The sequence below is a fragment of the Spirosoma rhododendri genome (assembly GCF_012849055.1).
In the GTDB taxonomy this organism is placed as follows: domain Bacteria; phylum Bacteroidota; class Bacteroidia; order Cytophagales; family Spirosomataceae; genus Spirosoma; species Spirosoma rhododendri.
Map to the genome: position 1 here is coordinate 5,298,858 of NZ_CP051677.1, position 17,734 is coordinate 5,316,591.

Annotated in this window: 17 protein-coding genes, 1 tRNA gene and 1 pseudogene; 9 read left to right on the top strand and 10 right to left on the bottom strand. The window is 55.4% G+C overall.

From position 1 onward, the window contains the following. The first annotated feature begins 14 nt into the window (after positions 1-14). Positions 15-530 carry a hypothetical protein gene (locus HH216_RS22135; protein WP_169552839.1) on the top strand — a complete coding sequence of 172 codons (516 nt, stop codon included), beginning with the start codon at positions 15-17 and terminating at the stop codon, positions 528-530. Positions 531-709: 179 nt separating this feature from the next. Then, positions 710-2,284, top strand: a complete 1,575-nt coding sequence (locus tag HH216_RS22140) for an amidase family protein (RefSeq protein ID WP_169552840.1) — start codon at positions 710-712, stop codon at positions 2,282-2,284. A gap of 75 nt (positions 2,285-2,359) precedes the next feature. Here HH216_RS22140 and HH216_RS22145 read toward each other — a convergent pair whose 3' ends face one another. Then, complete coding sequence (locus HH216_RS22145) at positions 2,360-4,156, bottom strand: thiamine pyrophosphate-dependent enzyme (RefSeq protein WP_169552841.1); 1,797 nt, start codon at positions 4,154-4,156, stop codon at positions 2,360-2,362. 179 nt (positions 4,157-4,335) lie between these two features. Then, a pseudogene (locus HH216_RS22150) lies at positions 4,336-5,114 on the bottom strand (MIP/aquaporin family protein). A 302-nt stretch (positions 5,115-5,416) separates the two neighbouring features. Here HH216_RS22150 and HH216_RS22155 point away from each other — a divergent pair. Continuing rightward, on the top strand, positions 5,417-6,880 hold the full coding sequence (locus HH216_RS22155; RefSeq protein ID WP_169552843.1) for an MBL fold metallo-hydrolase: 1,464 nt from the start codon (positions 5,417-5,419) through the stop codon (positions 6,878-6,880). Positions 6,881-6,909: 29 nt separating this feature from the next. Here the strand turns inward: HH216_RS22155 and HH216_RS22160 are convergent, their stop codons facing one another. Beyond that, complete coding sequence (locus HH216_RS22160; RefSeq protein ID WP_169552844.1) at positions 6,910-7,323, bottom strand: EamA family transporter; 414 nt, start codon at positions 7,321-7,323, stop codon at positions 6,910-6,912. 177 nt (positions 7,324-7,500) lie between these two features. On the opposite strand from HH216_RS22160, the gene HH216_RS22165 reads away from it, so the two are divergent. Both HH216_RS22165 and HH216_RS22170 read left to right on the top strand, forming a co-directional pair. Next, positions 7,501-8,658: a zinc-dependent alcohol dehydrogenase gene (locus HH216_RS22165; RefSeq protein ID WP_169552845.1), complete on the top strand. Its 1,158-nt coding sequence runs from the start codon at positions 7,501-7,503 to the stop codon at positions 8,656-8,658. A gap of 115 nt (positions 8,659-8,773) precedes the next feature. After that, the gene (locus HH216_RS22170) at positions 8,774-9,811 is read left to right on the top strand and encodes an SDR family NAD(P)-dependent oxidoreductase (RefSeq protein WP_169552846.1); all 1,038 of its coding nucleotides are present in this window, start codon (positions 8,774-8,776) and stop codon (positions 9,809-9,811) included. A gap of 59 nt (positions 9,812-9,870) precedes the next feature. Here the strand turns inward: HH216_RS22170 and HH216_RS22175 are convergent. Then, positions 9,871-9,944: transfer RNA gene (locus tag HH216_RS22175), tRNA-Arg, on the bottom strand. Positions 9,945-10,154: 210 nt separating this feature from the next. Between HH216_RS22175 and HH216_RS22180 the strand changes: the two genes are divergently transcribed. Together HH216_RS22180 and HH216_RS22185 are read left to right on the top strand one after the other, a co-directional pair. Beyond that, positions 10,155-11,129 (top strand): M28 family peptidase, encoded by a 975-nt coding sequence (locus HH216_RS22180; protein ID WP_169552847.1) that lies wholly within the window; start codon positions 10,155-10,157, stop codon positions 11,127-11,129. 215 nt (positions 11,130-11,344) lie between these two features. Beyond that, on the top strand, positions 11,345-11,596 hold the full coding sequence (locus tag HH216_RS22185) for a hypothetical protein (RefSeq protein ID WP_169552848.1): 252 nt from the start codon (positions 11,345-11,347) through the stop codon (positions 11,594-11,596). A 215-nt stretch (positions 11,597-11,811) separates the two neighbouring features. Here HH216_RS22185 and HH216_RS22190 read toward each other — a convergent pair whose 3' ends face one another. The 4 genes from HH216_RS22190 to pyrF all read right to left on the bottom strand — a co-directional run bounded on the left by HH216_RS22190 (position 11,812) and on the right by pyrF (position 14,446). Beyond that, positions 11,812-12,267, bottom strand: a complete 456-nt coding sequence (locus tag HH216_RS22190) for a YybH family protein (protein ID WP_169552849.1) — start codon at positions 12,265-12,267, stop codon at positions 11,812-11,814. A 143-nt stretch (positions 12,268-12,410) separates the two neighbouring features. Further along, entirely contained in the window at positions 12,411-12,941 is a 531-nt protein-coding gene (locus HH216_RS22195; protein WP_169552850.1) for a YMGG-like glycine zipper-containing protein, read from the bottom strand. 147 nt (positions 12,942-13,088) lie between these two features. Further along, entirely contained in the window at positions 13,089-13,607 is a 519-nt protein-coding gene (locus HH216_RS22200; protein ID WP_169552851.1) for a GNAT family N-acetyltransferase, read from the bottom strand. Then, entirely contained in the window at positions 13,604-14,446 is an 843-nt protein-coding gene (gene pyrF, locus HH216_RS22205; RefSeq protein WP_169552852.1) for an orotidine-5'-phosphate decarboxylase, read from the bottom strand. Before pyrF ends, HH216_RS22200 begins: the two co-directional genes overlap by 4 nt. 134 nt (positions 14,447-14,580) lie before the next feature. Between pyrF and rfbC the strand changes: the two genes are divergently transcribed. Further along, entirely contained in the window at positions 14,581-15,126 is a 546-nt protein-coding gene (gene rfbC, locus HH216_RS22210; protein ID WP_169552853.1) for a dTDP-4-dehydrorhamnose 3,5-epimerase, read from the top strand. Between the two features lie 81 nt (positions 15,127-15,207). On the opposite strand, the gene HH216_RS22215 is transcribed toward rfbC, so the two are convergent. Beyond that, a complete protein-coding gene (locus HH216_RS22215) occupies positions 15,208-15,900 on the bottom strand; it encodes a type 1 glutamine amidotransferase domain-containing protein (protein ID WP_169552854.1) in 693 nt (230 codons plus the stop codon). Positions 15,901-16,169: 269 nt separating this feature from the next. Here HH216_RS22215 and HH216_RS22220 point away from each other — a divergent pair, with 269 nt between their 5' ends. Then, a complete protein-coding gene (locus tag HH216_RS22220) occupies positions 16,170-16,571 on the top strand; it encodes a hypothetical protein (protein ID WP_169552855.1) in 402 nt (133 codons plus the stop codon). Positions 16,572-16,696: 125 nt separating this feature from the next. Here the strand turns inward: HH216_RS22220 and HH216_RS22225 are convergent, their stop codons facing one another. Further along, positions 16,697-17,728, bottom strand: a complete 1,032-nt coding sequence (locus HH216_RS22225; RefSeq protein ID WP_169552856.1) for a DUF6807 domain-containing protein — start codon at positions 17,726-17,728, stop codon at positions 16,697-16,699. Positions 17,729-17,734: the final 6 nt, after the last annotated feature.

A 17,734-nucleotide genomic window follows, 5' to 3' on the forward strand; every position in this document is an offset into this window, starting at 1 on the left:
CTTTCAACTAAGTCATGTATAAGCTATCAACAAACCCGAACTACCGCTGGCTAATCGCTAGTCTGTGCATATGGCTATTATGCGCGTGGGTGGCCCGGCAACCGGTTGCCCAGCAACCGGTTCCGGCGAAAAAGGCATCTCCCAAAACACGCGTCATGCACCGCCCAGCTACGGCCAGGAAAGAAACCGGGCCTGTAACCGCCGAAACGCTTCCGACAGCCGCTACGGCCGTCAACCCGCAAGGCGTGGTGGTCGATGCGGAAACCGGGCTGGCCGTCGACGATAACATGGTTTTGGTGAAAGGGCAATGTACCGTTTGCCACAACAGCAAACTGGTGCTGCAAAGCCACTTCGACCGCGACAAGTGGATTGAGCGTATCCGCTGGATGCAGCGCACGCAAAAGCTGTGGGATCTGGGCGAAACCGAAAAGCCAATCCTCGATTATCTGGTGAAGCACTACGGCCCCCTCCCCGTCAACTTCGACGGTCGACGACTCCCGCTCGACCAGCCCAAATGGCATACGCGGTAGGCCGTTTTACACAACAGAGATTTCTTAACAAGTGAATAGTTTGCCTCAGACTATCATCAACGAATATTGTATTGCATTTTTCCTGTAAATCAGTTTATTCATTGGTCCTATAGCTTATCTTGGTTACCACAGGCGCTAGTACAGCCCCTACACTTACCCCTGCCTGTGGTACCTACCGAATGAAAAAACGAGTACTGATCGCTCTGTTCGTTACTTTTTCTGTCGTCTGTTACGGGCAATCGTTTAAGCCAAAGCAATTGCGCGAAGCCACCGTCGAGCAGTTGCATACAGCCATGCAGGCGGGTAAGCTCACGGCGGTTCAGTTGGTTCAGCTTTATCTCGACCGGATCGAGGCTTACGACAAACAGGGGCCTTTTATCAACGCGCTGATCATGGTCAATCCGAAGGCGCTGATCGAAGCCCGCCGGCTCGATTCACTCTACAAAGCGACAGGTAAATTTGTGGGGCCGCTCCACGGGATTCCGGTGATTGTAAAAGACAATTACAACACGGCGGATATGCCCACTACCAACGGGACACTGGCGATGAAGACGTCGGTACCACCCCGCGATGCGTTTGTTATCAAGCGAATTCGGGATGCGGGGGCCATCATCATTGCCAAGTCGAATCTGGCCGAATTTGCCACATCGGGGCATTTTTCAGTAAGTTCGATTTTGCCCGGCTATTCCCATAATCCGTACGACACGCGCCGAACAACGGCCGGGTCGAGCGGGGGAACCGCAGCAGCAGTAGCTGCCGATTTTGGCACCATCGGGTTAGGCACCGATACGGGCAGTTCTATTCGAGGGCCTTCGTCGCATCAGAGCCTGGTGGGGTTTCGGCCAACGCTGGGCTTGGTCAGTCGGGATGGCATTGCCCCGCTCGCCATGACCAACGACACAGGTGGGCCAATCTGCCGGACCGTCGACGATGCCGTTCGACTACTCGACGTGATCGCAGGTTACGACCAGGCCGACACCGTGACCCAACGAAGCAAGGGAAACGTTCCGGCTTCGTATCGGCAATTTCTGGATAAAAACGGGTTGAAAGGAGCCAGAATCGGTGTGTTTCGCCAGTTGGTTACACCCAAAAACGCGGATCCGCAGGTGTACGCACTTTTCAACAAAGCACTGGATGAACTGCGGATGGCCGGCGCTATCGTTATCGACTCGGTACGGGTTCCGGAGCTGGACACGATCAATAAGTCGTTCGACACCATTCCGCAACTCCGGCGCGATTTCAACCTGTATCTGGCTAATCTGGGGCCTAACGCACCCCATAAGTCGCTGCGGTCGATTATCAAATCAAGGCAGTTCCACCCATCTATCGAAAAGACGCTGCTCGATGCCGACGCCGATACGCTATCTCCGGAAGCGCATAAAGGCTGGGCAAAAAACATGGCGTTACGGGCACGACTGCGGCAGCTACTGCTTCGTGCGATGGACTCAACGGGCGTCGACGCGCTGGTATATCCGTCGTTCAGCTACCCGCCCCGGCTGATCGGCGACCTGAATACGCCCTCTGGCACGAATAACAATGCGCTGTCGCCCCCTACTGGCTTTCCAGCCTTCACGGTACCGATGGGCTTTACGTACAACGACTTACCGGCAGGCTTGCAGTTCTTCGGACGGCCGTTTAGTGAACCGACACTCGTTCGGCTTTGCTATGCCTACGAACAGGCTACGCACCACCGGCATCCGCCCGCCACTACGCCGGTTCTCCCCAAAAACAAACGGAAAGTGGCAACCATGTAGGATTGGCCGTACACAGTCAATGCCGCTCTTGCTTATGGAGCGGCATTGACTGTATAAGCAGTTACCGTGCTTTGCTTACGTACCCGGAATAAGGTCGATCAGGCTGCGGCCTTTGGTGGCGACGGCTTCCTTCACTTGGTTACGGATGAAGTTTTTGATGATGCTACCCCGGTCGGCTTCGCCTTTAATCATCGCTTTCGTGAACTCTATCGCCTGTTCGGTCGTGATTTTTCCCGGCATGGGCGGCTCGTTCTGGTCTACGATACAATCAATCAAAACGGGGCCATCGTGAGCCATGGCTTCGCGAATAATACGCTCGGCATCAACGGGCTCGCTGATTGTAAAGCCGGTAGCGCCACAGGCACGGGCGTACTGCGCGTAGTCGATGGATTGCAGTTCGACGCCGTATTCGGGGTTCCCTTCCATCACGATCTGCTCCCACTTGATCTGCCCGTAGGAGTTGTTATGGAAAATAAACAGCTTGATCGGCAGCTTGTATTTGACGGCCGTTGCCAGTTCGCCCATCAGCATCGTAAAACCACCATCGCCCACCATGGCCACTACCTGCCGATTCGGATACGCGACCGACGCGGCAATGGCATAGGGAAAACCAGACGCCATCGTCGCCAGGAGGCCAGACGTTGAAAAGAGCATGTTCTCTTTCATCTGAATATGCCGGGCCACCCAGGTCGTGTTGTTGCCGCAGTCGCAGGTAACAATGGCGTTATCAGCCAGCAACGGGCTAACGTTGTGCGGAATAACCTGCGGCTTCATCGGCATCGTATCCTGCGTACCGCGCTGCGTCAGCAACTCGCGCCAGTAGCCCATCCGCTCCTGCGCTTTCTCCAGAAAACTCCGGTCGGTTTTGCGTTGAATCAAGGGCAGCAGCACCTGTAACACCGTTTTACAGTCGCCGAGTAGCCCCACTTCGACGGGTGTGCGCGACCCAATATGCGACGCGTCGAGGTCGATCTGCACGGTGCGGGCCTGTCCGGGTTTGGGATAAAACTCAAAGTACGGGAAGTGCGTCCCGATCATAACCAGCGTGTCGCACTCCTCCAGCGCATCCTGCGACGGGGCCGTCCCGAGCAGGCCCAGCCCACCCGTCGTGTAGGGGCTATCGTCGGGCACGACGCCCTTGCCGAGCAGGGCTTTCACGATCGGACCACCCACAGCTTCCGCGAGTTGAATTACTTCCTCACGCGCGCCAAGTGCCCCCCGGCCAGCCATAATCACTACCTTCTCGCCAGCATTGATAACCTCGGCCGCCAGCCGTAGCTGATCCACTGACGGTGCTACCGAGTAAACCGTTTTCGTGGCACTACTGTGGTCGGGCACGTTGGACGGCGACCGCGTATCGTCGCTGACGGTCCAGTCCTGAAAATCTTTGGGAAACGAAATATGCGTTACGGTACGCTGACCAAGTGCCGTCCTAACGGCCTGATCGAGTACGTTCACGACGTGGTCGGGACCCATCACCCGTTCGTTGTAGGCGGCCAGATCGGTAAAGACTTTAACCAGATCGAGGTCCTGCTGGTAGAAGGTGCCGCTGATGTCGTGGGCCGTGCCGCCGGTGATAGCCAGCACGGGTTGCCCGTCGTATTTGGCGTCGTACAGGCCGTTCATCAGGTGGATACCCCCACAGCCCGACGTCGCAATGCAGACGCCCAGCTTACCGGTGAATTTGGCGTAACCGCAGGCCATGAACGCAGCCGCTTCTTCGTGCCGCACCTGAATCAGCCTGATCTTACCTTCGTGCGTCCGCAATGATTCGTAGATGCCGTTGATACCGTCGCCGGGCAGGCTGAATACAGTGTCGACACCCCATTCCAGTAATCGTTCGACCAGCAGGTCAGCGCCAGTTTTAGCCATTGTCGTGGTACGTTGAGTTGGTTAAATTCGCTTTGTCAACGTATAACAGTCGCCCGGAGCGCTTGTTGATTCATAAGGGAAGACACTGAGCACGCCCTATAGTCAAATCGCTCATTATCAACAATCTATCAAAATTCATCAATGGGTTAAAAACCAGTTAACGAGTCAACAAGTGGCAATTACACCCCCGCTGGCTTTTCCTGACCGCGCAGGAAACCCGTTTCGTCGTGGGCAAAATGATAGAGCTTGGCGATGTCGTTGCGGAGCCAGTTGAGAATCGGCAAGGCAAACAACAGCAGTGCCAGTGCCGTACCCGTAAATGGAGCCAGCCAGTATAGCCACTGATCGGTCCAAATACCCGTTATCAGCGCAGGGCCAAAGCTGCGGGCGGGGTTGGCACTGCACCCCGACAGCGGGGCTTCCAGTCCGACGAGTACGGCAAACAAGATCGGAATCGTATACGGGGTGTATGGTTTTAGTCGGTCATGGGCGGTAAACAACAGAATGGTGCTGACCAGCAAAAACGTCGACAACACTTCACCCCAAAAAGCAGCGGGCAAGTTGCCCCCCGGCACGGTAACGCCCTCCCGCTGACTCGCGCCCATTGCGCCCCAGATGGCCGCCAACACCCACGCCCCAGTACCGCCCCGGCTACCTGCGCCAGCACATACCCCAGCAATCCGCGCCACGGCATCAGGCCGCGACCAAAAAAAGCCAACGTCACGGCCGGGTTCAGGTGCGCCCCGCTCACTCGGCCGAGGGGCGACAGCGTAATCAGACAACCGGTCGACCCGAATAGAAAACCCGTCAGTACGCGACGCCAGAATGGATCGGGCAACCAGTTGGCAACGGGACTTCCGGTACCGAAATCGAAAATCACCGCCGATAGTCCGCCTAAAAGCAGCAGCGCCGTACCGATGCACTCTGCCGCCAGTGCTTTCCACTCGTTCTGCTTCATGCTTACCTAATCCGGTTCGGCGGGTCATTTGTTTTTGGTGCGCCCATCGGGTCGGCTAGTTGTGCTCAGGTACGGGTGGAAACCGGTTCAGTTCAATCAGGTTATGGTCACCGTTGATGGTATCAGTATTTGCCGAACCAGCTTTCCCGTCATTCCCACGGAGCCGGGTGGCCGGTGCTGGGGAATGACATACCTCATTGAGCCAAACGGGCTACAGATTGCACACGGTCGACGCGGTTTTTTAGGACAAACCCGCTGTCTGATATAGCTTTACACGACACACCGTAGCGTCCCTTTCTCGTATGCCATTTGTCATCTGTCTGCTGTTTAGCTGGTTCTTGCTGCCCATTGATTCAGCACCCGCCGTCGCTTCCGACCCACTCCTGATCTGCTGGAATAATCAGGTGAAACCGCTGCAAAACCGGTTCGTGCAGTTGTCGTATCAGGAGCAGCGCAACGAACTGGAACACAGTGCCGAACCGTGGCAACAAACGCCCTATCAGGCGTCCGGTACGATTTGGGTCAACGCGACGAACTTCCGGCAGATCGACACGCTGCGCAACACCACCCGCAACAGGACGTCCTTCACCAAAACGCAGGCCGATACGCAGACGCTACTGGTTAAGCACGGCGACGACAAGCTAACCTCCGTCAGTCGGGCGATGCTGGACGAACACCCCCTGACGGCTGCCCGCTACTCCCCCATCCGGCTGATCGAGTACGCGTATCAGCACCACCTCCGGCCCGACTCCGCATCGAGCACCAACCAGGCAACCTGCTACCGCACAACCATCAATCAGACGGTGATTAGCCTGTTCATCCGGCGGGCTGACGGCTTGCTCGACCGGGCGACATTGCTGGCTCCCGACGATATGCTGGGCGATGTACTGACGACCCTGACGTACCAGGATTACGCGGCAGTCGGACCGAGTCAGCAGCCGACCCGGGTTATCGTCGATAAAGTCAACGGGAAGGTGCGCGATCAGGTCAGGCTCACCCAGTCGATAGTAACGGATCAGGCACCTACGCTGCTCGACACACCCGCTGATTACAGGCTCGACATGACCCCGACGCCGGTTGCCACCGCCCGGTCGGAAAAGTACAGCGACCACGTTTACTTCGTTACGCTGCCCCACACCGACGACCGGGTCATGCTGGTTGAGTTCACGGATTTTGTGCTGGTTGCCGAAGCTCCGCTGAACAGTGAAAACGGGGAATTGATTATTCAGCAGGCCCACCAGTTGATCCCCGACAAGCCAATCCGTTATTTCGTGTTCGGGCATCATCACCCCCACTATCTCGGCGGGGTGCGCCCATTCGTGCACAAGGGCGCGACAATTCTGTGCAGCCCCGGCAACGATGATTACGTAACCTACCTCGTTCAGGCTCCGCACCGGCTCAAGCCCGACAGTCTGGCAATGGCCCCGAAACCGCTCAAACTGGAAGCCGTTGGTGCCCGAAAAACTATCACCGACGGGCAATTCAGCATGGACATCTACCACATCGGCAGCCAGTCGGCCCACACCAGCGATTACCTGATTTACTACTTCCCCAGCGAGCAGCTTTTATTTCAGGACGATCTGGTATGGATTCCCAAAACCGGTAAACCGACCCGAATCAGTACCCGGCAGACCGGATTATACCGGGCCATTCAGCAACTGGGCATCCCCGTCCGAACGGTGATTCAATCGTGGCCCGTTGCTGATATGGGCGTCAAAACTGAGATTCCCTTCGCTGAACTAGCTGCATCAGTGGATAGTAAATGACGATTGGCAGCAATTCGTAAGCGCGTACCTTACAGAATCAGCACGAGTGTGCCGCCGATAATCAGGGTAGCGCCGAGAGCCGTTTTCCAGGTCAGCACCTCGCCCAGAAACAGCACCGACAGGATGATCGCAATGGCGACGCTGAGTTTATCGACCGGGGCCACCTGCGACACCTTGCCCAGTTGCAGTGCTTTGAAGTAACAGATCCACGACAGGCCCGTCGCCACGCCCGACAGTGCCAAGAAAAGCCAGTTTTGCCGCGTCAGGGTTGGCAGCGTTTCGATACCACCCCGCCAGAACACCAGCCCCCACGCTACGACCAGAATTACGACTGTACGGATGGCCGTTGCCAGGTCCGTGTTGACGCCCTTGATGCCCACTTTCGCCAGAATGGCCGTCAGCGCAGCAAACAGGGCCGACAGCAACGCGTATATCCACCACATACGAGGACCGTTTTAAACGGTTAACTCGAAAATGATCTCCGTGGCTTGATAAATCTACCACAAGTCAAATACCGGTTATTACTCTACAAAAACTACCCATTTACTTACTATTTGTAAACCATGCTTGCCGGGCTGGGTTAGACATCAGACAGTAACCCTTACCTGAACCCAACCCCGATGAAAGCAGCCGTATTTCACAAACCGGGCGACATCCGTTACCAACAGACGGAAGACCCTAAAATTGAACACTCGCGCGACGTTCTGTTGCGCGTGACCTCTACGGCCATCTGCGGGTCTGACCTGCACATCTACGACGGCTTTTTGCCCCAGCTTCGCGAAGAAGTACTCGGCCACGAGTTTATGGGCATCGTTGAAGAAGTTGGTTCGGACGTAACCAATTTCAAGAAAGGCGACCGCGTCGTTGTGCCGTTTACCGTTGCCTGCGGGCAGTGCTTCTTCTGCCAGCACCAGCTACAAATGCACTGCGAGCATTCCAACCCCGAATTCTACGGCCCTGACGGTGGCCTGCTGACCGAGAAAGGTGGTGGCCTGTTTGGCTATTCCGACCTGTACGGCGGCTACAACGGTGGGCAGGCCGAATACGTCCGGGTGCCCTTCGCCGACTACGGGCTGCGGCACGTGCCCGACGGTCTGAAAGACGAACAGGTACTGTTTCTGACCGACATTTTCCCGACCGGCTGGAGCTCTATTGAATGGGGCGAACTGAAAGGTGGGGAAACGGTCGCCATTTTCGGGTCGGGACCGGTGGGGCTGATGGCCCAGAAATCGGCCTGGTTGCAAGGGGCCAAACGCGTTATCGCCATCGACCCGGTCGAATACCGGCTCGAACGTGCCCGGCGCGTCAACAAGGTTGAAACGTTGAATCCGCACGAGGTCGACGTGGTGGAGGCTATCCGCAGTATGACCGAAGGACGCGGGGCCGACCTCTGCGTCGATGCGGTGGGCATGGAGGCCGAGCGTACAATTCTCGGCAAAGCCAAAGCAGCACTCAATCTGGAAAAAGGAACAGACACCGTGCTGGAAACCTGCCTGCGGGCCGTGCGCCGGGGTGGTATCGTGTCGGTGGTGGGCGTTTACGGAACCCCGTTCGACAATTACCCGCTGGGCCGCATCTTCGACAAGGGCCTGACGCTACGGTACGGACAGTCACAGGTTCACAAGAATATCGATCAGTTGCTCAACCTCGTCGTGGAAGGCAAGGTCGTGCTCGACGACATCGTATCGCACGTGCTGCCCCTCGCCGAAATTTCGCGCGGCTACGACATCTTCAAAACCAAGCAGGACGATTGTACGAAAGTAATTCTGAAACCATGACGCAGTCTCGTTTAAGGTTCGATGTTTAAGGTTTAACGTTATCGCTTATGCCCTTTGTGTCGCCATGATCGCCCAACCTCGAACCTTAAACCATAAACATTAAACCAACTCAACAATGAACGAAAAAACTGCCCTGATTACCGGTGCCAGTAGCGGTATCGGTCGCGAACTGACCCGCCTGTTTGCCAAAGACGGCTATAACCTGATTCTGGTTGGTCGTGATGAAGAAGCGCTCAATCAGCACGCGTACAACCTCAACAATCAGTACGGAACGCAGACGACAATCATCAACAAGGACCTTACCGACCCCGACGCTCCCAATCAGATTTACGCCGAAACGACCGGCAAAAACGTACAGATCGACGTGTTGGTCAACGACGCGGGTTTTGGCGAGTACGGTCTGTTTGCTACGGAAACCGATATTCAGAAAGAGCTGAACGTGGTACAAGTCAACGCCGTCGCGCTGATGCACCTGACCAAGCTGTACCTGCGCGACATGGTCGACCGCAATGAGGGCAAAATTCTCATGCTGGGCTCGGAAGTATCGGTATCGCCCAACCCGATGATGGCGGTCTATGGCGCGACGAAAGCGTTTATCAAGTCGTTCAGCGAAGCTATCCGCAACGAGCTGAAAGACACCAACGTGACGGTGACGGTGCTGATGCCGGGCGCAACCAATACTAACTTCTTTAAAATCGCCGGGGCCGAAAACGCCAAAGGTGCCGATCCGAACAAAACGGCCGACCCGGCGCAGGTTGCGAAAGATGGCTACGAAGCCCTGATGGCGGGAAAAGATCACGTCGTGGCGGGCTGGATGAACAAAGCCCGCGTGGCGATGGCGCACGTGCTACCCGACACGGTTGTTGCAGCGAGCGTCCGTAGCGACATGATGCCAAAAGACGAAGACGCCGAGAAGAAGAAGCAGGCCGTTACGCTGGCCGTCGCGGCTGGCATTATCATCGTCGGTGGTATCTGGGCGTTGTCGCGCTATAAGCCGTCGGCCGTATCAGTGAGCCCCTACAACAAAGCCAAATATAAACTCAAAGCCGCAAAAGCCGAATACGACGCCAAAAGCGCGCTGAGTTCAGCGGGCGATTCAGTAAAAGGAGCTTACAAACGGGCGAAATCCAGCGTCGAAGACGCGTTAGCGTAAGCCCGTTTCTTTGAAAACAAAACAGCCGGTCAGCAATGCGCTGACCGGCTGTTTTGTTGTGACCCCGAAGCGATTCGAACGCTTGACCGTCTGCTTAGAAGGCAGATGCTCTATCCAGCTGAGCTACGGGACCAACTTACTCAGCTTTAGTTGATACGAACGGTGCATCAGGCTAAATCTAAGTCAAAAGTACGGGCTTAGGGCTTATTTTGCAAGCCCTAACCTGCGCTTCATGCCCGTTTCGTTGCTTCGTTTTTTAGTGTTTCTTCTGCTTTGTATCGTAGTCGGACAAACCCCTTCCCTATCTCAGTCCTTTGTAAGCCGGGTAACCGTGTCTGATTCGGTGCTTCGGAAACACGTCTACACCCTGGCATCCGATAGTTTACTGGGTCGAAAAACGGGCACGATTGGCCAGCACAAAGCCGTAGCCTATTGCACGTATGCCATCCGTACGTGCCATCTGTTTGCCCCGTTCCCGATCGATTCAACGCGCCTATCTCACCGGCAAACATTCCCGATCACGATCAAACCAATAGCCACGTACGGCCCACCATCCGGTTTGCATTCCGATCGCGCCTACGTACCGACCGAAAAACAAGCCGAATTAGTCAATCGCCCCATGTCCCGTCGCGACAGCAGCCGGGCCTTGTTTGGCATCAACGTGGGCGGAGTGATTCCGGGAACTGATCTGAAGCGGGAGATTATTGTTTTGTCGGCTCACTACGACCACCTGGGTGCGTCGGGTGGGCGCATCTTCCACGGTGCCGATGACAATGCGTCGGGTACGGCGGCTGTGCTGGGGGTAGCGGCCGTTTTCGACAGTCTGGCGCAGTTAGGTATCCGAAGTCGGCGAACAGTGCTGTTTATGTTGTTTTCTGGTGAAGAAGACGGCCTGCTCGGATCGGCCTATTTCATCAATCACTCCCCCGTCGACCCCAGGCGAATCCTGTACAACCTTAATGCTGATATGATTGGCCGGGTCGACGCGGCACATCGTAATGCGCCGGATTACTGCTACGTCATTACGGATAGCAACGGGAATGGGCTAAAGCAGATTGTCGAAACTGTCAACGCGCAGACGGTTGGCTTACAGCTTAATCAGGGCGGGTACGATGCAGTCGACGATCCAGACAATCATTTTCAGCGTTCCGATCAGTACAATTTCGCGCTGGCCGGTATACCGGCACTGCTGTTCAGCAACGGCGAACACAGCGATTACCACCGCCCTACGGATACGGCAAAAAAAATCCGGTACGATGTGCTTCAGAAACGGGCGACACTGTTGTTTCAGGTCGCCTGGGCGCTGGCAAACCCGTAGAATTTACTACCTGTACGTGGGCTGACCGGCAGGAAAAGGGCCAAGGCTGGCTGGGAAGAAATGTAGCTACGGGCCGACAAAAGTACGTAACCGGCTTTTTTTTGGGGTAGCGGTTCCGTTATTTAGCCGTTCTGTACAACGCAATTAATTAACCTAACTGCACTGCCCAGTTGATTCTGGACAAAACCAGAGCCACAACAGTAGCCATGTCAACTATGAATCAGGACGCTAGTAACGAAAATATCGGTCGTCAGCTGGAAGACGAAGCCAACAAGATACAGGATCGTCAAATCGAACAGCAGTTTCGCGATGCTTTCCAGCAACTCGACCCCAGCATCAACCTGTCGACAATCACCATCGTCAGCGACGTAGCCAACGACAATCTGCTTATCGACGGCGTCGACGACGAACTGATTGACCGCGCCGTTGAGATCGTGCGTGGCGAACACGACTCGTTTGAAGTATAGTTCAACGTTTGTGGTTCAAGGTTTAAGGTTGACCGTTGGGATAACCCTAAACCTTGTTCAGGAATACATGAGATAGTTTTTTTGTCATCCCGACGACAGGAGGGATCTTCAGCGAATGCATTAAAAACCGCTTGTTAGCGAAGACCCCTCCTGTCGTCGGGATGACAAAACCGGTTTCTGAACAACCTTGAACCACAAACGTTGAACCCAAAAAATTACTGCTTCACCTGGACTGGCAGGTCTTCGAGCTGGGCGTAGCTGAGTTTCCAGGTGCCGTCGGTGGCTTTTTTCCAAAGCAGCATATAGTTGCCTTCGCCATACCCTGCCTTTTCACCGGCCCCCTGTGGCAACACGTCTACCGAGAACGTACCGGCTTCGTAGGCCGTTTGCGTATCGTTGGCCGAACTGACTACACTCGTCTTCAGATCTTTCGTAGTAGCCATCGTGGCATTGACCCACTTGTCCGTTACTTCGGCTTTGCCCTTGTAATGCACCTCGCCCTGTACGAAGTCAACATCATCGGCTAGAAATCCGGTCACTTTGCTGGCATCCCGGCTGTTCCAGGCACCGATAAACTGCTGATTCAGCGACTGAACATTAGCGGGTTCTTCCTGCTTGGCACAGCCCGTTAGCATTGCCCCGATTCCCAGGGCATAAATCATCGTTTTCATAACTGTGTTGGTTGAATGGTGACTATTTAGTTTAAGGTTTGTGCCGGGCCGCCGGGCAGTTCAACATGTGAGATTGGCCATCGGGCCTGACCTTGAACGTTGAACCGCCCGGCGGCCCGGCACAAACCTTGAACCAACAAAAATTACCAGCTACGGCGCAGGTACTGCGACGACGCATAAGGCGTGTCGGCCTGCCCATACGTGGGGTTGGGCAGGAACGAAGCCGGAATGACCTGCGTCGATGACGCCAGCGTAGCGGGGACAGCAGCGATGGCCACCGGAACCGTAGACGCTACACCCAGCCCGTGCTTCGGTTTTTCGCGGGCGGCAATACGTTCGCGTTCCGCAGCGGCATTAGCAGCTTCCTCGCGGGCACGCTGCTCGGCCATAGCCTGGTTGGCGGCTGCAATACGGGCCGCTTCCTGCTTATTCTTGTTGTCTTTGCGCTTACCGATAGCGTACCCGGCGGCACCACCTACCGCGCCACCGATCAGCCCACCGACCAGCCGGTTGCGCTTATTGATGATGGCACCGGCCGCTCCGCCAATGGCCCCGCCGATAGCGGCTCCCTTGGCCTGCGGCCTCCATCTCCGACGTTCCTGTGCCTGCACCGATTGCACCAATGTCAGTACGGTTAGCAGAACAAGCAGGGCGGAAGCATGAATCGTTTTCATAGTCTTATCGTGATTAGGTTAAACATTGGTAACGTGACTAAGACAATCCGGCGCTAGCAGGGTTTAGTCAACCTGTTTGATTAATCAGTCATAACTAACTGCATCACCTGACAGATTGTTCATATCTGACAATGATTTAGGCTATGTTCAGACCAGTGATTTGCTCAGGAAAACAAACGTCAGTGGCTGTTTGGGGAGACCGAAGCGTGGGTCGTCGGGAAACGGTTTTGTTACGCCGGTCGACTGGTAACCGCGCCGTTCGTACCAAGCGATAAGCTCGTGTCGTTGCGTCAGTACAGTCATCGTAATCGTCTGGCAACCAGCCGCTCGTCCGACCGCTTCGGCCTCCGCCAGCAGCCGCTTGCCGATACCGGCCGTTTGTACGTCGGGCGCTACGGTCAGCATACCCAGATACCCTTTTTTCCCCGTCTGTTCGAGATAAACGCAACCCAGCAGTTTTCCCCCGACGCGGTAGGTCAGAATTTGGCCTGCCGGCTTTGATAATAAATCCAGTAGATCGGCCTCGCTGGTACGCTGCCCGTCGAGCAGGTCGGCCTCGGTCGTCCAGCCCTGTCGCGACGAATCGCCCCGGTACGCGCTGTTGACCAGTTGATTCAATTCCGGCACGTCGGCGCTGGCGGCTACTGCGATGGTGAAGTTGGTCATGCGCGTGAGCAGTACTGCCCCAGGTAAGTTGCCATTTCCGTTTGCAGCGCCTGCGCTTCGGCCCGTGCCTTATCGGCAAAATCGGTTCCGTCGGACGCATATAGGATACTCCGCGACGCATTGACCAGCAACCCGCCCGATTCGGTCAATCCGCATTTCGAAACATCAGCCAGGCTTCCCCCCTGTGCCCCAACACCCGGCACCAGCAGAAAATGGTCGGGGGTCAACTCGCGGATTCGGCTGAACACCGTCGATTGGGTGGCACCCACGACAAACATCATCCGATCGGCCCCGGCCCAGGTCTTTGCCGTCTGCATAACGGCTTCAAACAGTTCAACGTCGCCATCGGGCGTGGTCGGCAACCGCTGAAAATCAGCACTGCCCGCATTAGAAGTCAGCGCCAGCAGAATCACCCATTTGCCGGGGTACTCCAGAAAGGGTTCGACCGAATCCTGCCCCATGTAGGGCGCAACCGTTATTGAGTCGAAGTCAAGGCCAGCAGCTGAGGGGTCGAAGAAAGCGCGCGCATACAGGCCCGAGGTATTACCAATATCACCCCGTTTGGCGTCGGCGATGGTGAAGCAGTCGCCGGGAATATACTCGAGCGTTTTTTGTAGACTCTCCCACCCGCGCGGCCCCTGCGCTTCGTAGAACGCGATGTTGGGCTTGTAGGCGACGGCGAAATCGGCCGTTGCATCGATAATGGCTTTGTTGAAGGCAAAAACCGGGTCAGGCTCGGTCAGTAGGTGGGCGGGCAGTTTACGCGGGTCAGTATCGAGGCCAACGCACAGATACGACTGTTTTTTGAAAATCTGATGGCTCAGTTCGTCGAACGTCATAGAAAACGGGGCGGCAGAATGCTGCGTGAATGTCCCGCAAAGGTAGACAGGATGGCACGGCCTGCGTACTTTTTCGTAGTTTTGTCCAGTAACAACTCTTTATCAAACCGGTACGCGACGTACACTTTTTGCTTATGCAAGTTCGGCACACTGCCATCGAGGGCCTGATTGAACTGATTCCCCGCGTATTTGAAGACGAGCGCGGTTACTTTTTCGAGTCGTACAACAAGCCCCTGTTTGCTTCACTGGGTCTACCCATGGATTTCGTGCAGGATAATCAGTCGTTCTCGGTAAAGGGCGTACTGCGGGGGTTGCACATGCAGAATGAGCCCTTCGCACAGGGTAAACTGGTGCGGGTAGCAAGCGGACAGGTACTCGACATCGCCGTCGACCTGCGCCCTGATTCCCCCACCTTCGGCAAGTACGAAACGTTTTTGCTAGACGCCAAGCTAGCCAACATGGCCTACATTCCTGAAGGCTTCGGGCATGGTTTTGTAGCGCTGGAAGACAGCATCTTCACGTACAAATGCACCAACGTATATAATAAGGCGTCGGAGTCGGGCATTATCTGGAACGACCCCGACCTCAATATTGACTGGGGCGTCAAAAATCCCATTGTGTCGGACAAAGACCAGGAGCTACTAACGCTCCGCGAAGTATTCCCCCACGTAGCAGTTTAGGGTTTGGGTTTAACGTTTAGGGCTCAATGTTTAAGGTTTGTCCGGCGGATGAACCTTAAACATTGAGCCCTAAACGTTAAACTATTTCTCATACATTTCCTCCAGCACCTTCCGCCCTACCTTGCGGGCCGAGAGGGGGTTCTGGCCCGTGACGAGCCGGTCGTCGACTTCGATGTGGGTCAGAAACGGAATCAGTCCTTTGCTGTACAGGCTGGTTTTCTCCCGCAATTTATCTTCGAGCAGAAACGGCACCTGATCGTCGAGCCGGGCAATCTTCTCTTCTACATTGGCAAAACCGGTAACCTGCCGGTTCTCAATCAGCGACGTACCGTCAGACAGGGTCACGTTGAGCAGCCCGCTCACACCGTGACCCACGGCCGCTACCATACCTCCGCGTTCGTAAATCTGCCGTGTGATAGCCTGCAACGCTTCGTTTTGCGGAAAATCCCACAGGCTGCCGTGCCCACCGGCCAGATACAGAATCTGGTACTGCTTGGGGTCGATATCGCTCAGCGGTATCGAATTCGCCATTTTTTGCTGAAACACCGGGTTGTGCGACCATTTTTCGTTGGTCGTGTCGCGCCGGTCGACGCTTTTTTCGTCGATGGGAATGCTTCCTCCCGCCGGACTGGCTATATCGAACGGCAGGTTTCGGTCGGTCAGTTCATCGCAGAAGTGGGTCACCTCACTCAGCCAAAGTCCTGTTTTATGCGACTTTCGCGGGTATAGGGTGTGGCTGGTGCAGACAATCAGCACTTTGTACATCGGGTCCATACCGCAAGTTACGGTTTTTGGTGGCCGACACTATATACGTCTATCAGTTTACGGTTAGCCCGTACGATTGTTTACTCAACCATTGATGTATCAATGAGGTCGGCTTATGAGCCATCGAAAAACAATAAATCTCCGTTAAACCTTGTTCTTTTTCACAACTCTAATCATTGGCCTATTAGTTGATAGACAAATTAAAATTTTACAATATTGACAGTAGGCAAATTTTTTAGGCAGTAAATTATATATTTGTTTATAATCCGTACTGTACTATGAGTCAGAAAACAGCTAGCTACGAATCAATGAAAGCTGAACACGCCTGGATGGTTGTGTCGGATCAGCTTCAGCAGCGCAACAACGTACTTGGCCGGTGTATAGCGCATCTCGAACGGTTTCCGGCCGAAACCCGCATGGCGGGTCGGTTGATGGTGCTGCGCTATCACCTCAAGATGAGCCTGCGACAGCTTACGCAGAGTGTTCACACTACCCCGCGCGCCACCGACGATGCACAGATCCTGGCCCGGCAATGGCAGCACGTGCACCAGCTCTTTTTTCTGCTCCGGCAAATAGACGCGGAATTCAACCGGGCCACCGACGATAGCGCGACGCTTCGTACCTGGCTGACTACGCAGAACAGCCGCGTTTACCGGTCAGCACTGATACATCTGAATTAAACCTGAATTGGATAAATCCACGATACACGTCTGCCCGGTTTTGGCAGCGACTGTTTTCCGTTTCCCCAAAAAAGACAAAACCCGGCTACGTATTGTAACCGGGTTTTGTCGTTGATGATACACCCTTAACGCGCAAAGTCTGTCATCTGCTTGTTGTAGTCGTCGTCGGGTTTGCCCGACTGAATCAGCAACCGGTGGCGAAACGTAACTGACTTTCCGGCGGGCAGTGTGTAGTTCAGCGCGGGTTCTTTGCCGCTGCTCATGACCGACCGGCCCAGCGGGTTGGCGGCAAACAAACCGTAGCCACGGGCGTGCCAGTACGTCGGGTAATCGACGTTTTTGGGGTGATCGAGCAGCGTTACCGTGACAGGCTCGTTCTCAACCGTTCCCGACAGGGCCATCCACTTGCCGCGCGTCCCCCAGACAGCATCGCCTTCGACGCCTTCACTGCTGCGATACATACCCGTTACCCCGTCGTTGTTCATCACCGGCACTTTCGTTTGTACACCCTGCGCGTCGGTAAACAGTTCGGGCTTGGTCGACGGCTGTTCGAGTTGCCGGGCCATGCGTAGTGCAATCATGCCTTCTTTGTTGTCTTTGAAAACCACGTCCTGCCCGTCGGCCTTGAGCGTCGTCAGGCGGTCGATGGTGCGGCTGTTGGCGTTTCCCCGGAAGACATACATCGTCGTTTCTTCGAGCATTCGTTTGCCGTCTTTATCGAGCCAGTCGGCCGTGACGGTCAGTTCGGCGTTGTCTTTGCCGCTCTTCATCGACTTGACGCCCGTATGCACGACGGTACCAAATGGCCCTTTGTGCTCCGGTCCGATAGCGGTCGAATTGTTCCAGAAGTCGTGCCCGTTGACGTCGCCGTAGTTGAACCACATACCCACATGGTGCGGGTGGTCGACGCGTTCACCGGGCCGGGGGTCCATTGGCCAGCCCCGCGTAATGAAATGCCCCCCCGCCGACCGAATCGGGTACAGCACCGGCTTTTTCAGGACATCCGGGCCGGGGTATATATAGGCTGTAAACGGCTTGCCGTCGACCATGACGGTAACGCGTTTGTCGGCTTCGGAGTGGGTGAGCTGGATGCGGTTCTGGGCCAGCATGGGTGTAGCTACGCTCAGCAGCAGAAGAACGGAAAGAAGTCGGCGCATAGTTAG

Bases quoted from the DNA above. Each gene is read 5' to 3' on its own strand.
- HH216_RS22135 (WP_169552839.1), top strand. From the start codon at position 15: ATGTATAAGCTATCAACAAACCCGAACTACCGCTGGCTAATCGCTAGT.
- HH216_RS22140 (WP_169552840.1), top strand. From the start codon at position 710: ATGAAAAAACGAGTACTGATCGCTCTGTTCGTTACTTTTTCTGTCGTC.
- HH216_RS22145 (WP_169552841.1), bottom strand. From the start codon at position 4,156: ATGGCTAAAACTGGCGCTGACCTGCTGGTCGAACGATTACTGGAATGG.
- HH216_RS22155 (WP_169552843.1), top strand. From the start codon at position 5,417: ATGCCATTTGTCATCTGTCTGCTGTTTAGCTGGTTCTTGCTGCCCATT.
- HH216_RS22160 (WP_169552844.1), bottom strand. From the start codon at position 7,323: ATGTGGTGGATATACGCGTTGCTGTCGGCCCTGTTTGCTGCGCTGACG.
- HH216_RS22165 (WP_169552845.1), top strand. From the start codon at position 7,501: ATGAAAGCAGCCGTATTTCACAAACCGGGCGACATCCGTTACCAACAG.
- HH216_RS22170 (WP_169552846.1), top strand. From the start codon at position 8,774: ATGAACGAAAAAACTGCCCTGATTACCGGTGCCAGTAGCGGTATCGGT.
- HH216_RS22185 (WP_169552848.1), top strand. From the start codon at position 11,345: ATGAATCAGGACGCTAGTAACGAAAATATCGGTCGTCAGCTGGAAGAC.
- HH216_RS22190 (WP_169552849.1), bottom strand. From the start codon at position 12,267: ATGAAAACGATGATTTATGCCCTGGGAATCGGGGCAATGCTAACGGGC.
- HH216_RS22195 (WP_169552850.1), bottom strand. From the start codon at position 12,941: ATGAAAACGATTCATGCTTCCGCCCTGCTTGTTCTGCTAACCGTACTG.
- HH216_RS22200 (WP_169552851.1), bottom strand. From the start codon at position 13,607: ATGACCAACTTCACCATCGCAGTAGCCGCCAGCGCCGACGTGCCGGAA.
- pyrF (WP_169552852.1), bottom strand. From the start codon at position 14,446: ATGACGTTCGACGAACTGAGCCATCAGATTTTCAAAAAACAGTCGTAT.
- rfbC (WP_169552853.1), top strand. From the start codon at position 14,581: ATGCAAGTTCGGCACACTGCCATCGAGGGCCTGATTGAACTGATTCCC.
- HH216_RS22215 (WP_169552854.1), bottom strand. From the start codon at position 15,900: ATGGACCCGATGTACAAAGTGCTGATTGTCTGCACCAGCCACACCCTA.
- HH216_RS22220 (WP_169552855.1), top strand. From the start codon at position 16,170: ATGAGTCAGAAAACAGCTAGCTACGAATCAATGAAAGCTGAACACGCC.
- HH216_RS22225 (WP_169552856.1), bottom strand. From the start codon at position 17,728: ATGCGCCGACTTCTTTCCGTTCTTCTGCTGCTGAGCGTAGCTACACCC.